Annotated in this window: 9 protein-coding genes; 5 read left to right on the forward strand and 4 right to left on the reverse strand. The window is 66.2% G+C overall.

The window, feature by feature from the left end; genetic code table 11:
• Positions 1-107 precede the first annotated feature (107 nt).
• Both arsJ and ACWJI3_RS12520 read right to left on the reverse strand, forming a co-directional pair.
• Complete coding sequence (gene arsJ, locus ACWJI3_RS12515) at positions 108-1,361, reverse strand: organoarsenical effux MFS transporter ArsJ (protein ID WP_480203828.1); 1,254 nt, start codon at positions 1,359-1,361, stop codon at positions 108-110.
• On the reverse strand, positions 1,358-2,440 hold the full coding sequence (locus tag ACWJI3_RS12520) for an ArsJ-associated glyceraldehyde-3-phosphate dehydrogenase (RefSeq protein WP_480203829.1): 1,083 nt from the start codon (positions 2,438-2,440) through the stop codon (positions 1,358-1,360). Before ACWJI3_RS12520 ends, arsJ begins: the two co-directional genes overlap by 4 nt.
• 277 nt (positions 2,441-2,717) lie before the next feature.
• Here ACWJI3_RS12520 and ACWJI3_RS12525 point away from each other — a divergent pair, with 277 nt between their 5' ends.
• The 5 genes from ACWJI3_RS12525 (at position 2,718) to ACWJI3_RS12545 (ending at position 12,230) form a co-directional block, all read left to right on the forward strand.
• Positions 2,718-6,224: a diguanylate cyclase domain-containing protein gene (locus ACWJI3_RS12525; protein ID WP_480203830.1), complete on the forward strand. Its 3,507-nt coding sequence runs from the start codon at positions 2,718-2,720 to the stop codon at positions 6,222-6,224.
• 460 nt (positions 6,225-6,684) lie between these two features.
• On the forward strand, positions 6,685-7,389 hold the full coding sequence (locus ACWJI3_RS12530; RefSeq protein WP_480203831.1) for a DUF4336 domain-containing protein: 705 nt from the start codon (positions 6,685-6,687) through the stop codon (positions 7,387-7,389).
• Positions 7,390-7,550: 161 nt separating this feature from the next.
• Complete coding sequence (locus ACWJI3_RS12535) at positions 7,551-7,871, forward strand: ArsR/SmtB family transcription factor (protein WP_480203832.1); 321 nt, start codon at positions 7,551-7,553, stop codon at positions 7,869-7,871.
• Between the two features lie 210 nt (positions 7,872-8,081).
• Positions 8,082-9,176: an ACR3 family arsenite efflux transporter gene (gene arsB / locus ACWJI3_RS12540; protein WP_094513313.1), complete on the forward strand. Its 1,095-nt coding sequence runs from the start codon at positions 8,082-8,084 to the stop codon at positions 9,174-9,176.
• A gap of 171 nt (positions 9,177-9,347) precedes the next feature.
• Positions 9,348-12,230, forward strand: a complete 2,883-nt coding sequence (locus tag ACWJI3_RS12545; protein WP_480203937.1) for a cation-translocating P-type ATPase — start codon at positions 9,348-9,350, stop codon at positions 12,228-12,230.
• On the opposite strand, the gene ACWJI3_RS12550 is transcribed toward ACWJI3_RS12545, so the two are convergent.
• Both ACWJI3_RS12550 and ileS read right to left on the reverse strand, forming a co-directional pair.
• Entirely contained in the window at positions 12,142-12,561 is a 420-nt protein-coding gene (locus ACWJI3_RS12550; RefSeq protein ID WP_233133043.1) for a heavy metal-responsive transcriptional regulator, read from the reverse strand. The genes ACWJI3_RS12545 and ACWJI3_RS12550 overlap by 89 nt on opposite strands.
• 68 nt (positions 12,562-12,629) lie before the next feature.
• Positions 12,630-15,713, reverse strand: a complete 3,084-nt coding sequence (ileS, locus tag ACWJI3_RS12555; protein WP_480203833.1) for an isoleucine--tRNA ligase — start codon at positions 15,711-15,713, stop codon at positions 12,630-12,632.
• Positions 15,714-15,734 lie beyond the last annotated feature (21 nt).

A 15,734-nucleotide genomic window follows, 5' to 3' on the forward strand; every position in this document is an offset into this window, starting at 1 on the left:
TCGCCAGCGGCGCCTCGGCACCCACTTCACGCTGACCGGCACCATCGTGTCTTGCAACCGGGCAATTGAACACTCGTACTGGCAGAACCGGCTGAGCAGCTGGAGCCTCAGGCGGCTTCTAGCTGCTGCCGCAGCGGCGGCGGCAGCCTGATCCCGGAGAGAAAGGCGAGTGCCACCAGCAGGCACGAGGCCCAAAGGCAGGCCTGCAGGCCGCCCACCAGGAACAGGGCGCCCGAGAGCAACGTGCCCACCAGCCGGCCGGCCGCATTGGCCATGTAATAGAAGCCCACGTTGAGGCTCACCGATTCGGCATCTGTGTAGGCCAGCACCATGTAGCTGTGAATCGAGGAATTCATCGCGAACACGGCGCCGAAGGCGACCAGCCCCACCACCAGGGCCACGCTGGGATTGCCCACCTCGCGCCACAGGCTGATGGCGATCAGGGCGGGAATGGCGGTGAGCACGGCGCTCCAGAACTGCACCGCAGACACCCCTGGTGGGCCGCTTCTGCCCCAGGTGCGCCGCAGGGCCGGCACCGAGGCCTGAATGATCCCGTAGCCGATCACCCACAGGCCCATGAAGCCACCGGCCTCCCAGTATTTCCAGCCCAGCACCGATTGCAGAAACACCGGCAGGGCCACCACGAACCACACATCACGGGCACCGAACAGGAAGAAGCGGGCGGTTGAGAGCACATTGATGCCCTTTGATTTCGAGAACAGTGCGGTGATCGCCGGTTTCTCCTTCATGCGGCCGATCTCACCGGGCAGCACCAGGGTGAGCAGAAAGGCCAGGAACAGGCCGGCCGCCATCGCTCCCACGGCGGCGCTGAAGCCGATCGTGGCGAGCAGCACCCCACCGAGGAAGAAGCCCACCCCCTTGAGGGCGTTCTTGGAGCCGGTGAGGATCGCCACCCATTGGAACAGCTGGCTCTCGCCCCGGCTGTGGTCGTCAGGGGTTTCCGCCACCACGGTCTTGATGGCGCTTTTGGCGCTCATCTTGTTGAGGTCTTTGGCGATGCCGCTGATGGCCTGGGCCACCATCACGTAGGCCACGCTCCACCAGCGGGGCCAGTCGTCAGCCACCGGAATCAGCATCAGCAGGGCGCCCACCTGCAGCAAGGTGCCGGCCCAGAGGGTGAGCCGCAGCCCGAAACGGGCCCCGAGCCAGCCGCCGTAGAGGTTGGTGACGATGCCGAAAAATTCGTAGAACAGAAACAGAAAGGCGATTTCCAGGGTGGTGTAACCCAGCTGGTGAAAGTGGAACACCACCAGCATGCGCAGCGCCCCGTCGGTGAGGGTGAAGGCCCAGTAGTTGGCCGTCACGATGCCGTATTGCTGCAGGGCAGTGAGCTGCTTCATGATTCGGAAAGCTCGCGGACCGCTGGCCCGACACCGGCTTCGAGCGCCGCCACGTGGCAGGCCAGATCGGCCATGCGGCAGCTGTATCCCCACTCGTTGTCGTACCAGGCGAACACCTTGAGCTGGGTGCCGTTCACCACCATCGTGGAGAGAGCATCGATGATCGAGCTGCGGCTGTCGTTGATGTAATCCACCGACACCAGCGGCCGCTCTTCGTAGCCCAGGATTCCCTGCAGTGGGCCGGCGGCGGCGGCGGCAAAGGCCCCATTCACCTCCTCCACACTCACCGCGCGCTCCAGTTCGAACACCGCATCGGTGATCGAGGCATTCGTGAGCGGCACCCGCACGGCGTGGCCGTTGAGCTTGCCCTGCAGTTCGGGAAAGATCAGACCAATTGCCTTGGCCGATCCGGTGGTGGTGGGGATCAGCGAGCTGCCGGCGGAGCGGGCGCGGCGCAGGTCGGATTTGAAGGCATCGATCACCACCTGGGTGTTGGTGATGTTGTGCAGGGTGGTGATCGAGCCGTGGCGAATACCGAAGCTTTCGTGCACCACCTTCACCACCGGCGCCAGGCAGTTGGTGGTGCAGGAAGCGGCGGTGAGCAGACGGTGGCGGCTGGGCTCATAGAGGTGATGGTTGATGCCGAACACCACGTTGAGAGCTTCTGCGCCGGCGACGATGCCTTTCACCGGGCAGGCCACGATCACCCGCCTGAGGCCCGGCACAGTGAAGTAGGGCTCAAGGGTGTCGGGGGTCTTGATCTTGCCGCTGCATTCGAGCACCAGGTCCACGCCGGCGTCGGCCCAGGGCACGGCGGTGGGATCCTTGTGACGGCTGTAGCTCACGGCATGATTGCCAATGCGGAAGCCGTCGGCTTCGGCCTGCACCGCCTGAGGCCAGTGGCCGTGCACGGAATCGAATTCGAGCAGATGGGCGGCAGACGCAGCGTCACCGGCAGGATCGTTGACATGGACCAACGTGTAGCCCCCGGCGTCCGCACTGCTGTGGGCCGGGCGTTCCCAGAGGGCGCGGAACACAAGGCGGCCGATCCGGCCAAAGCCGTTGATGCCGATCTTCATCGCAAGGCGATCGCAAGCAGATCGACGTTAAATCAAGTTTGGTTGATGGATGCGTGTTGTGGGACACGCCGGGTGCCGTTGTGCCTGTCCGGCACTCCAGCGCCCCAGCTCCAGGCGGCGCGTTGGTGGAGGCCGCAGGCCCTGATGGGGGCCTGAAGCTGCCGAGAGAGCGGCCCGGGCGGGGTCCCAATGACGCACGTCATTCGGTGGTCAGCCGGGAGCTTTGGTGTGATTGGATATGCCTTAATGGGCATCACTCAGGATGAGGGATAGTGGCATGGTGAGTGGGCTCTCGGAAGCAGCCCGCAGCCGGATTGCCGACTTCTGCCTGATCGCCGACCTCACCGGCACTGATCTGCTTGTGCTCGCGTTGAGCAGCGGCCGCTTCGTGGCCTGCAATGACTCCGCACACACCCGGCTGGGCTACAGCAGAGCCGAACTGCTCACTCTCACCCCGGCCGCCATCCAGGCGGACCCTGACCACGATGTCGCCTGGGTGGCGGCCCGGCTCCAGGAACTGGTGGCCGCTGGTGGGGGGAGTTTTCAGACCCGTCACCGCTGCAAGAACCACACAATCCTGGATGTGGAGGTGAGCCACCGGGTGTTGACGCTCCAGGGGGAGCAGCTGGTGCTGAGCTCCGTGCGCGACCTCACTGAGGCGCATCTGCGCGACACCAGCGTGGCCAGCGCCTGCAAACTGCTGAGTGACGGGGAGGCGTTCAGCGGCATCGGCTCCTGGGAGCTGCGTTTTGCCGATGGCACCCTGCGCGGGTCGCCACAGATGCGGCGCTTGTGCCGGTGGGCGGACCACGAAACGGCCACCACGATCCTGGCCTATGGCGCCCTGGTGCATCCCTCCGACCGCAACCGCTGGCACAAGGAGTTGCAGCGGGCGGTCAATCTGGGCGAAGCGTTGTGCAGCCGCCACCGCCTGGCCTTTGCCGATGGCAGCGAAAGGCTGATGCAGGTGGATGCACAGATCACCTATGACACCAGCGGGGAGCCCCTGCGCGCTCTGGGCACCCTGCGTGACCTGAGCCGGGAGCAGAGCCTGCTGCAGCGCCAGATCGGGGAGCGTACCCACGATCCGGTCACCGGCCTTCCCAACAAGCTGGCCGCACTTGAGGAGCTCAACCGGCGCCTGCAGGGCCGCGGCTACAACAACTCCATGGCCGTGCTCAGCCTGGACATCGACGGCTTTCAGGACATCAACGACCAGTTCGGCTCCGAGGTGGGCGATCAGGTGCTGCAGGAAGTGGCCCGGCGACTTGAGGAGCTGATGGGATCGGAGGCCTGGCTGGCGCGCCTCAGCAGCGACGACTTCCTCCTCGTGCTGGAGGATTCGATCCATTCTCTCGGCGATGGCCTGATGGCCTGCCGTCACCTTCAGCAGCGCTGGGGCCGGCAGAACCAGCTGCTGGCTGATCTGCCCTTGCTGCCCAGCCTCTGCATCGGCCTCGCTTCCTATCCCGAGCACGCCCAGACCGGGCAGACGCTCATCCAATGCGCCAACACGGCGCTGTCGAAGGCCAAGAGCCTGGGTCGCAGCCAGGTGTGCGCCTACTCCAGCACGATCAGCCGCCAGATCCAGGAGCGCATCCACCTGAGCGGTGAGCTGGGCCAGGCCATTGACCGGCAGCAGTTCCGGCTGGTGGTGCAACCGCAGGTGCACTGCTCCCGCGCTCTGGTCGGCGCTGAAATGCTGCTGCGTTGGACCAACAGCCGGGGGATCTCTGTGGCGCCCAGCCATTTCATCCCTCTGGCTGAACAGAGTGGCCTGATCCTGCAGCTGGGCAGCTGGGTGTTTCAGCAGACCCTGCAGCACCTGGTGCGCTGGCGTGCAGCGGGCCTGCCGGTGCCCCGGCTGGCGCTCAATGTTTCGCCCCGGGAGCTGGAGTTGCCTGGCCGGCAGTACATCAGCTCGCTGATGGATGGGCTGATGGAGCACAACCTCACCCCGGCGCAGCTGGAGCTGGAGATCACCGAGTCGGCCCTGCTGCAGGATCCGCTTGCCTGCCGCGAACACCTGCGGGTGTTGGCCGATCAGGGCTTTCGCATCACCATCGATGACTTCGGCACGGGCTATGCCTCGCTGGAGCTGCTGCGCGACCTGCCGGCGCACCGCCTCAAGATCGACCGCACCTTCGTGAGGAGCCTCACCGCCTCAGCCGGTGATCGCACGATTGTGCAGGCCGCCATCACCCTGGCGCAAGGCCTGGGGATGGAGTGCATCGCTGAGGGGGTCGAGACAGAGGAGCAACGCCAGATCCTCGAGGACTTCGGCTGCAACCTTTACCAGGGCTACCTCTGTGGCCGCCCTCTGGAGCTGGACGCCTTTGAAACCCTGCTCCGTGATCGCCTCACCAGCCCAAAGAGCGGAGATGACACCGGCCGTTGGCAGAGCCAGGTGAGCCTGCAGCCCAACCGGCAGGGAAACAGCACATCCGTGCCCAGCACGTTTGAACAACTGGAACTGCTGCGTTCCGCCTTCGATCTGGCCGACGACTACTTCATGCTGCTGCAGGTGATCCAGGGGGACGAGGATTCGATCACCGACTTTCTGATCCTGGAGGCGAATCAATCGGCCTGCGCCACGATGCAGCAGGAACGGGAGGCCATCGTGGGCAAGACCCTACTGACCATCTTTCCGCAGATGGAGCAGAACGGCCTGCTGGAGATCCACATCGATGCCGCCTCCCGCAGCACCCCTACGTTCATCAACGATTTCGTCTACAAGGATGACACCCTCATCCAGGCCCACCGCTGCTACGACATACAGATCCTGCCAACACGCGGCTTTCTTGTGGTGAGCTGGCGCGACGTGACGGATCGCCTCAGGGCCGCACGCACCCTGGCGAATTCTGCAGCCCTCTATCGCTTGCTCACCGACAACATCGTGGAGGTGGTGATGCTGCTCAATCAGCAGGAGGAGGTGGTGTGGGTGTCTCCTTCCCTGGAGCCGATGACGGGCTGGCGAGAAGACCAATGGAAGGGAAAGACCTTCTGCGAGCTGTTTGTGTCAGCCGAGGGTCGGCCAGAGCCCCTGCAGCTCGATGCCTGGCTAACGCCCCATGGCCCGATTCACCAGGGACGCCTGCGGCTGGCGGATCCCAAGGGAGGCTGGAGCTGGGTGGATCTGAGTGTGAGGCGCCTGCAGGAGGAGGGGCGGCGCAGCGGTGAGTCCAGCGCCGCTCCCGCGGGATCGCCGGCTGCGCTGAATCTGCACGAGGGCTATGTGATCACCCTGCAGCCTGTGGATCAGAAGGTGATCGAAGAACAACGACTGCTGCAACGGGCCAACCACGATCCCCTCACCGGCCTTGACAGCCGCGACGCCATCCTCAGCCTGCTGGAGCAACGCCTGCTGGATGACAAGACCCTCAGGGCCCAGCCGCTGGCCCTGCTGTTCTGTGACTGTGATGGGTTCAAGGACATCAACGACAGCTACGGCCATGCCTGCGGCGATGTGGTGCTGCAGAGCGTGGCGCGGCGTATCCAGCAGGTGATCCGCCACCGTGACCATGCTGGCCGCATCGGTGGCGATGAGTTTCTGGTGATCCTTGATGGGATTCGGGCGTTGGAGCATGCGATCGCGGTGGCAGAGAAGCTGCAAGTGGCGATTTCCAGGCCGGTCCCCTGGGGGGATCACAGCATCACCCCCTCCTTCTCCATCGGCGTGGCCCTGCACGGCGCCGGAGAGGATGCGGCCCTGTTCCTCAGGCGCGCCGACCGCAACATGTACGCCGCCAAAGCAGGCGGCCGCCACAGGGTGGTGGCCCTCTGAGCCTGGTGCCAGCGCATCATGGCCATCAGGAAGGGCTCTTCGCTGCGGCGGTCGCCATCGATGCAGTGGGTGCCCGCCGGCCCGGCAGTGAATGGTGGCGGCGAGGTGTGTGCAGCCTGCTGAATCGAAGGCCTGGATTGAGTGTTGAGGGGAAAGAGAGGTGCCGAGAAGGGAGAGGAGTGCTGAGAAGCGACGAAGACTGCTGCGTAGCGCGAAGATTGCTGCGTAGAACGAGGATTGGAGTTCTGATTGGTGTGGCTGAGCAGTGAGTACCCCGTTGTGGGTTGTGTGTCTTTGTTCAGCGCTTGAGAGTAACGTTGAGTGGCGCAGTGCTCAGTTTGCACTTCGGAGTGAATGGTTTGCGTGCTGAAAGACCCAGGCTGAGCCCTTCTGAAGCTGGCTCCCCACCATCCGCTGCGCCCGATCATCCTTATTCTGCAGCATCTTTACTCACCCCTCCATGCTTCGCCTCGTGGCTACGGATCTATGGGTGGCAGAACAGGTGCAGACGTATTTCGGCCTGAGCATCGGCGCCAGGATGACGGTGATTCGCCTGCAGGACACCGGCAACCTGCTCGTTCTTTCTCCGATCGAGCCCACGGCGGAGCTTGTGGACGCACTGACCACACTTGGCCACATCGACCATATCGTGGCGCCGAATTCCTTCCACCATCTGTATGCCAATGCGTTCAAGCTCTGCTTTCCGCAGGCCAGGTTCTGGGGGTCTGCCGCGCTCAAGGCCAAGTGCCCTGACCTGATGATCGATCAGCTGCTGACTGCTGAAGCGCCCTCCCCCTGGCCGGATCTGCTTCTGTGCCAGCTGCAGGGCCTGAACACGATGGGCCCCCTCGGTCCTGTGCCTCTGGATGAAATTGCCTTGTGCCACGTTCCCAGCCAGACCCTTCTTCTCACCGACAGCGCGTTCAATTTCGACGCCTCTTTCCCCTGGCTCACGCGTTTCACGACCCGCATCGCCGGCGGTTTCAATCGCCTGGAGCCCACAATCCTCGAACGCCTCGCCTCATCGGATCGGCGTAGGGTGCGTGCCTCGATCGATGCGGTGTTGGCGTGGGACTTTGATCGCGTGATCGTTGCCCATGGCGCCATCGTTGAAACCGGCGGCAAGCCCATGCTGGCAGCGGCGTATGCGGGCTTTCGGAGCTGATCGCTGGTTCTCACCATTGGTTTGCCTTCTGTGGGGGCCGGCTCAATGGCGCTGGAGACGACGATGCGACCGTGCTGCTGGGGTGTTGCCTGCGAACAGCGCCGGTGCACTGGGCCACAAATGCATCAACTAGAATTGATCAACTATGCAGGAATGGTCCCGTGAGCGTCGCCACCACGGGCCTGCCGACGGAGCAGGCGCGCCAACTGCTCAAAGCCCTCGCTGATCCGCTGCGTCTGCAGGTGATCGAGGCCCTCGGCCATGGCGAGCGTTGCGTCTGCGATCTCACCACGGATCTGGGCCTGGCGCAATCGAAGCTGTCGTTTCACCTCAAGGTGCTCAAGGAGGCCGGGTTGCTCGCCGATCGCCAGGAGGGTCGCTGGATCTACTACCGCCTGCGCCGCGAAGCCCTCGTGGCGCTCCAGCACTGGTTGGCGGACCTGTCTGCAGACTGCGCCGCTCCCGCTTCCCCCTGCTGCTGATCCATGGGCATCTTCGAGCGGTGGCTGAGTGTGTGGGTGGCGTGCATCAACCTTGTGCCATCGGCGCTGATCGATCGGTGAGACGTCGCGCCAGGACCTGATCCACTGCTGAAGTCGTCCGCTCTCTGCTCGTCCAGGCCTTGATGGCGTGAGCGTCCTTCGGCTGTTCAGCTCGCCAGCTCCCTTGTCCTTCCCATCGCCCTTTCTTGCATGGCCCCGGAATCCAACGACCATGGCAGACGGGCTGCCGATGACAAGGCCGTCTTGGCCCAGCTGTCGTTGCTCGACCGCTTCCTGCCGCTCTGGATCCTGCTGGCGATGGGCGGCGGCCTGCTGCTGGGCCGCTTCTTTCCTGCCATCCAGGGTTGGCTCGATGCCGTGAGGATCGGCAACACCTCCCTGCCGATTGCTCTGGGGCTGCTGCTGATGATGTACCCGGTGCTGGCGAAGGTGCACTACGAGGAGTTGGGCAGGGCGGCGCGGGATCGCCGGCTGCTGAGGCTCTGCTTGGTGTTGGTCTGGGGTCTGGGGCCGGCATTGATGTTCGTGCTCGCCTGGCTGTTCTTGCCGAACCAGCCGGAGTTCCGCACGGGGCTGATCCTGATCGGCCTGGCCCCCTGCATCGCCATGGTCTTGATCTGGATCGATCTGGCCAGGGGCGACCGGGAGGCGGCTGCCCTGCTGGTGGCGATCAATTCGATCGTGCAGGTTCTGGCCTATGCCTTGCTTGGTGGCTTTTACCTGAAGATCCTGCCCGGCTGGTTGGGCCTGGCCACTCAGGACGTGGCGTTTCAGATGGCGGAGATTGCCAAGGCGGTGCTGGTGTTTCTGGGGCTGCCGCTGGCGGCGGGCTACCTCAGCCGTCGCATCGGCCTCCGGCTCAAGGGACCGCGCTGGTATGAGCAGCGGTTCATCCCGTTCATCAGCCCCTTCGCGCTTTACGGCCTGCTGTTCACGATCGTGGTGATGTTCGCCCTGCAGGGCCAGGCGATTACCTCCGACCCGCTCGCAGTGGCCGGCGTGGCCGTGCCTTTGCTGCTCTACTTCGCGATCATGTGGAGTGTGGCCTTTGCAATGGGCCGGCACAGCGGGCTCAGCTATCCGAAAACGGCAACCCTTGCGTTCACCGCCGCCGGCAATAACTTCGAGCTGGCCATCGCGGTGAGCATCAGCGTGTGGGGGGTCAGCTCCCGTCAGGCCTTGGCCGGTGTGATCGGTCCGCTGATCGAGGTACCGGTGCTGGTGGCGCTTGTGTATGTGTCGTTGTGGTTAAGGCGCCGTTTCGAGGTTCGGGCCATGGGCTGAATGGCGGCGCCACAGCCATGCCCAGATCTGAGGCGGCGTGTTGAAAGGTTGGGGTTGCGGTGGCGACTGCCATCTCCGACGTTTGCGAGCGGCAGTAACAGCTGATGGCGGACTGACACTTCATTCAATTCGCCAGGGTCATCCTGAAAGCATCACAGCCTGTTGGCGCCGGTGCTGCTTTCTGCTTCACAGCCGATCTGGTCCCTGCCGCTGGAGAAGGTGTACCCGGGGCTGCGCACCACCCCAGAAGGTCTCAGCCAGCCGGAGGCGCAGCAGCGGCTGGAGCGTTACGGCGCCAACAGGTTGCCGCCCCTGAAGCGCCGGTCCCTGGCCCTGCGCTTGCTCGACCAGATGGTCCACTTCATGGCCCTGCTGCTCTGGATCGCCGGGGTGCTGGCCTTCGTGGCGGGAACGCCGCAGCTGGGTTGGGCGATCTGGGCGGTTGTACTGATCAACGGCCTCTTTTCCTTCTGGCAGGAGTTCCAGGCCGAGCGCACCCTGGCCGCCCTCACCCGTGCCCTGCCCCGCCAGGTGCAGCTGTGGCGTGACGGCACGCTGGGTTTCCGCTCCGCCGAGGAGCTGGTGGCCGGCGACCGGCTGCTGCTGGAGGAAGGGGACCGGGTGCCGGCCGATTGCCGGATCAGTGTGAGCCATGAGCTTCGCGTCGATCTTTCGGTGCTGACCGGCGAATCGGCGCCCGTGGCCCGCCAGGCCATGGACCTGCCGGCTCACCAGGCCGAGCTGCGCCTGCCCACCGGCGAGCGGCCCAACCTGTTGCTGGCGGGCAGCACGATCGCCTCCGGCCGGGGCGAGGCGTTCGTGTACGCCACCGGCTCTGAAACCGAGTTCGGCCAGGTGGCCCATCTCACGGCCGGCACGCCACGCAGCGTCAGCACCCTCGAGCAGCAGGTGGCCCGCATCGTGCACACGATCAGCACGATCGCGCTCACGATGGGCCTGCTCGCCTTCTCCTTGAGCCTGGTGTTCGTGGGCATGACGCCCCTCGAAAGCCTGGTCTTCGCGATCGGCATCATCGTGGCCAACGTGCCCGAGGGTCTGCTGCCCACCGTCACCCTGGCGCTGGCGTTGAACGTGCAGCGGATGGGCCGGCGCAAGGCGCTGGTGCGTCGCCTCTCGGCGGTGGAAACACTCGGTTCCGTAAGTGTGATCTGCAGCGACAAGACCGGCACCCTCACCTGCAACCGCATGGCGGTGGAGGAAACCTGGCTGCCGGTTCCCGGCGAGCAGCTGCATCAGCTGCTGCTGCAAGGGGCCGCCCTCTGCAGCAACGCTCGCCTGGATGCCAGCGGTGCCGTGGGAGATCCCACCGAGACGGCGCTGCTGCAGGCGGCGCAGGCCGCGGGCCTCGATCCGGCGGAGCTGCAGCGCCTTCACCCCCGCCAGCGCGAGATCCCCTTTGATTCGCACCGGCGGCGCATGACGGTGCTGGTGAGCTGGCCTGACCCACCCCTGGCCATCGCCGCTGGCGACAGCCTGGTGATCACCAAGGGGGCGCCGCTGGAGGTGCTGGAGCGCTGCGACGCCTGGCTCACCCCTGCCGGCAGCGAACCGCTCGATGCGCGTCGGCGCCTCAGTGTGGTGGCCGCCAACGACGACCTGGCCGCCAGGGGCTTTCGGGTGATCGGCGTTGCCCTGCGGGCCCCCGGGGCGGAAGAACTGCAGGCGACGCCAGGAGACCTGCTGGAAACGGGCCAGACGCTGCTCGGCCTGCTGGGCCTGTACGACCCGCCCCGCCCCGAAGTACCCGATGCCATCCGCCGCTGCCGCGACGCCGGCATTCGGGTGACCATGGTGACCGGTGACTACGGACTCACAGCCCAGGCGATCGCGCTCCAGATCGGCCTGCTGGAGCCGCCCGCCCCCAATGGTCGCGGAGTCAACAGCCACCAGGGCAATGGTCAGCACCGACTGTCCGGCGCCGACCCCGTACGGGTGATCGAGGGCTCCACCCTGGCCCAGATCAGCGACGTGCATCTGCGCCAGCTGCTCAAGTACCGCCACCGACTGGTGTTCGCCCGCATGGCCCCGGAGCAGAAGCTGCGGCTCGTGCAGGCCTACCAGGCCCTGGGTGAGGTGGTGGCCGTCACCGGCGATGGCGTCAACGACGCCCCGGCCCTGCGTGCCGCTGATGTGGGCCTGGCCATGGGCATTACCGGCACCGATGTGGCCCGCGAGGCGGCCGACATCGTGCTGCTCGATGACAACTTCGCCACGATCGTGGAGGCGGTCCGCTTCGGCCGCTCGGTGGTGGCGAACATCGGCAAGTTCATCACTTACATCCTGGCCTCGAACGTGCCCGAGGTCGCGCCGTTCCTGGCAATGGTGGTGCTGCGGATCCCGGCGGCCCTCACCGTGCTGCAGATCCTGGCGGTGGATCTCGGTACCGACCTGCTGCCGGCCCTGGGGTTGGGCTCCGAGACCCCCGAGGCGGGGGTGATGCGCCAGCCGCCCCGCCCCCGGGACCTGCCCCTGCTCAACCGGCCCCTGATGGTGCGGGCCTATCTGGTGCTGGGTCTGGTGGAAGGACTGAGCGCGATGGCGGGGTACCTGCTGGTGTGGCGCAACAACGGCGTGGACCTGGCCGCCCTGCAGCAGCTGGCGCCAGACCTGCTCCATCACCGCGCCACCGTTGAGGTGCTGGCGATTCAGCACCAGGCCTCCACCGTGGCCTTCTGCCTGATTGTGGCCGGCCAAATGGCCGCGCTGCTGGCCTGCCGCAGCGACAGGCGCCCCTTCTGGGACCTTCTGCCCATTCCCAATCCGTTGCTGTGGCTTGGCTTCTTCAGCGAGCCCGTGGTGGCGGGCCTCCTGGTGCTGGTGGCCCCGATCGCCGCTGTGTTTGAGCTGGCCCGCTTCCCGGTTGGCTACCTCGGCCCGATCGCCCTGGCTCCCGTGGCGGTGCTGCTCGCCGACACAGTGCACAAGTGGCTGATCCGCAGGCCGCTCAGATGTGCAGGTTCGGGCAGATTTCGCTGCCGTCGTCGACAGGATGGCGCTGCCAGCGGGCCAGCAGCTCCTTCAGCTCCGTCTTGAGGTGACGCAGATCACGGATCTGGTGATCGATCCGCTCGATCTGGTGCAGGAGCTGGGCCTGGATGCTGTCGCACGGCAGGGCGCCGGCGTCGTGGACGTTGAGGCAGGCCTGGATCTCCTCCAGCGTGAGCCCCAGGGTTTTCAGCCGCCGGATGAACTCCAGGCGGCGCAGGCTGTGTTCATCGAACAGGCGATAGCCACCCTCGCTGCGGCCGATCGCCGGCAGCAGGCCCAGGTCTTCGTAATACCGCAGGGTTTTCACCGGCACGCCGCTGCGCGACGCCAATGCCCCGATTTTCATTCCCCCTTGCCCCACGGCGGGACGCGCCATCGATCCCACTCTCCATTCGGCCGGTGAAGCTAGCGGCTGGAGCCGCTGATTCCGCCATCTGTGAATGGTCAGTCAGCAAGGATCTGCCGGCAGCGCCCGCAGATCCGACCGCTCACCCCTGGCGCCAGGGTGTGCTCCTCCACATCGGTGGTGTAGTGCCAGCAACGCTCGCACTTCTCGCCGTCGGCGTGGGCGAGCCGCAGCCTGAAGCCGCCACCGGTTTCGTTGCTGTCGTCGCTGGGGGTGTCGCCATGGTCTTCGGCCAGCACCACCGCCGGCGCCGCGCCCTCCAGCTGCACCGCCGACACCAGCAGCCAGTCGGCCAGGTTGTCGACCTCCGGGTGGGCGCTGCTCTCCAGCAGCTCCAGGGCCTCGGCCAGAGCGGCATCAACGCCGCTCAGCTGCACCTGTGCCTCCAGCGACGCGCCCAGGGCACCGGCACTGCGGCAGCTTTCCAGCTGCCGGTTCACCCGGGCCCGCAGGGCCAGGATGCGCTCCATCGGCGCCAGCAGCTCCGGCGCGCTCCACGCGGCCGGGGCGGTGGGCCAGCCACGCTCGAACACCGAGGCTTCGGCCACGGGATAGGGCAGGTTCTGCCAGATGTCCTCCGCCATGTGGCACAGCACCGGGGCGATCAGCCCGGCCAGCCGCTCCACCACCAGCTGCAGCACCGTCTGGCAGCTGCGGCGGCGGAAGGACCCGGCTGCGCTCACGTACAGCCTGTCCTTGGCGATGTCGAAGTAGACGTTCGACAGGTCCACCACGCAGAAATTCTGCAGTGCCTGGAAGAAGCGATAGAAGGCGAAGTTGTCGAAATCGGTGCTCACCGCCTCAATCAGCGCAGCTATGCGGTGCAGCATCCAGCGGTCGAGCAGGGGAAGCTCCGCCAACGGCACCGCGTCGCCTCCTTCAGCGCGGGGTCGTGGGTCGAAATCGTGCAGGTTGCCGAGCAGATAGCGGGCCGTGTTGCGCACCTTGCGGCTCACATCCGCCAGCTGCTTGACGATCCCCGGACCCAGTGGCACATCGGCGGAATAATCCACCGAACTCACCCACAGCCGCAGCACATCGGCGCCGTAGGCCGGCTCCTGCTTCTCATTCTTGCCGCCCTCCACCAGCACCGCCGGATCCACCACATTGCCCAGCGATTTGCTCATCTTGCGGCCCTTCTCATCGAGGGTGAACCCATGGGTGAGCACCCGCTTGTAGGGGGCACAGCCGTTCACGGCCACCGAGGTGAGCAGGCTGCTCTGGAACCAGCCGCGGTGCTGATCCGAGCCCTCCAGATACAGGTCGGCGGGGTAATTGAGGCGGGTGGCAGGCGGCTCCTGGGACCCCTTAGCGGCTGCGCTGGTTGAGGGCTGACCAGGGGTTTCGCTCGCTTGAGGGTCCTCAGTGGTGGTTTCGCCGGTCTGCAGGCCGCCCAGCACCGCCGCCCAGGAAGAGCCGGAGTCGAACCAGACGTCCATGGTGTCGGTGCCCTTGCGCCACAGATGCGCCTCGGCGGCATGGGCAGGGGGCAGCAACTCGGCTTCCTCCTTCTCCCACCACACATCCGAGCCGTGGGCGGCGATCAGTGCCTGGATGTGATCGAGGGTGGCCGCATCGAGCAGCACCTCGCCCGTTTCGCGGTGATAAAACACCGGGATCGGTACGCCCCAGGTGCGCTGGCGCGAGATGCACCAGTCGCCCCGTTCGCGCACCATCGCCTCGATGCGGTTGCGGCCACTGGCCGGCAGCCAGTCGACGGCGGCGATGGCGTCCAGCGCCTCGGCACGAAAGCCCTCCACCGAGGCGAACCACTGCTCGGTGGCCCGGAAGATCGTCGGTTTCTTGGTGCGCCAGTCGTAGGGGTAGCGGTGCGCGTAGCTCTCCTGCTTGAGCAGGGCACCGGCCCCCTCCAGGGCCGAGATGATCGCCGGGTTGGCGTCCTTCAGCACGTTCAGGCCGGCGAACGGGCCCGCTTCGGCGGTGAGCGTGCCGCCTTCGTCCACCGGGCAGAGCACGGGCAGGCCCGCCTTGCGGCCGGTGTTGAAGTCGTCGACGCCATGGCCCGGCGCCGTGTGCACCAGGCCCGTTCCCGCTTCGGTGGTGATGTAGTCGCCGCCGATCACCACGGGGCTGCTGCGCTCCATCAGGGGATGGCGATACACGACCCCTTCCAGCTCGGCCCCCTTCAACGACAGCAGCGGCTCCAGCGGCAGCGCCAGGCTCTCGCGCAGGCTCTCCACCAATGCCGTGGCCACGATCAGGTGGCGGCCCGGCTCCACCCGGCACACCGCGTAATCGAGCGCCCCGTTCACCGACACCGCCAGGTTGGCGGGCAGGGTCCAGGGGGTGGTGGTCCAGATCGCCACAGCCAGGGCACCGGCAGCCGGTGTGGTGGCCGCTTCCGCGCTGGTGAGACCGATGGCGGTGAGGCGTGCGCCCAGCCCCGCCGGCAGTTCCACCACCGGAAACGCCACGTAGACGCTCGGGGAGGTGTGGCCGTCGGGGTATTCCAGCTCCGCTTCAGCCAGGGCGGTGCGGGAGCTGGGGCTCCAGTGCACCGGCTTGAGGCCCCGGTAGATGTGACCCGCCAGCACCATCTGGCCGAAGACACCGATCTGGGCGGCCTCGTAGTGCTTCTGCAGGGTGAGATAAGGCTGGTCCCAGTCGGCCCAGATGCCCCAGCGGCGGAAGCCCGCCTTCTGGCCCGCCACCTGCTCGAGCGCATAGGCGTGGGCGCGGCGGCGCAGCTCGATCGGCGTCAGCCCGCGACGCTCCTCGCTGCCCATGCCCTGCAGCACCTTGAGCTCGATCGGCAGCCCGTGGCAGTCCCAGCCGGGCACGAAGCGCGCCCGTCGCCCCTTCAGCAGGGCGTACTTGTTGATGATGTCCTTGAGGATCTTGTTGAGCGCATGCCCCACGTGCAGGGCGCCGTTGGCATACGGCGGCCCGTCGTGCAGGGTGAACACCGGCCCGGGGTTGCTGCTGCTGAGCCGCTCGTAGAGGCGCTGCTCGGCCCAGAACGCCTGCAGTTCGGGTTCACGCGTCCTGGCGTTGGCCCGCATCCCGAAGGGGGTCTGCAGCAGGTTGAGGGTGTCCTTGTAGGACACCGGCGGGGCGGTCACGGCGCCTGGGGCAGCAACCGGGATTATCGGCCCCGGCATTCCCCGGCGGCAGCGGTGTGG

Source organism: Marcopretia estuarina LEGE 06307 (assembly GCF_056633115.1).

Bases quoted from the DNA above. Each gene is read 5' to 3' on its own strand.
- arsJ (WP_480203828.1), bottom strand. From the start codon at position 1,361: ATGAAGCAGCTCACTGCCCTGCAGCAATACGGCATCGTGACGGCCAAC.
- ACWJI3_RS12520 (WP_480203829.1), bottom strand. From the start codon at position 2,440: ATGAAGATCGGCATCAACGGCTTTGGCCGGATCGGCCGCCTTGTGTTC.
- ACWJI3_RS12525 (WP_480203830.1), top strand. From the start codon at position 2,718: ATGGTGAGTGGGCTCTCGGAAGCAGCCCGCAGCCGGATTGCCGACTTC.
- ACWJI3_RS12530 (WP_480203831.1), top strand. From the start codon at position 6,685: ATGCTTCGCCTCGTGGCTACGGATCTATGGGTGGCAGAACAGGTGCAG.
- arsB (WP_094513313.1), top strand. From the start codon at position 8,082: ATGGCCCCGGAATCCAACGACCATGGCAGACGGGCTGCCGATGACAAG.
- ACWJI3_RS12550 (WP_233133043.1), bottom strand. From the start codon at position 12,561: ATGGCGCGTCCCGCCGTGGGGCAAGGGGGAATGAAAATCGGGGCATTG.
- ileS (WP_480203833.1), bottom strand. From the start codon at position 15,713: ATGCCGGGGCCGATAATCCCGGTTGCTGCCCCAGGCGCCGTGACCGCC.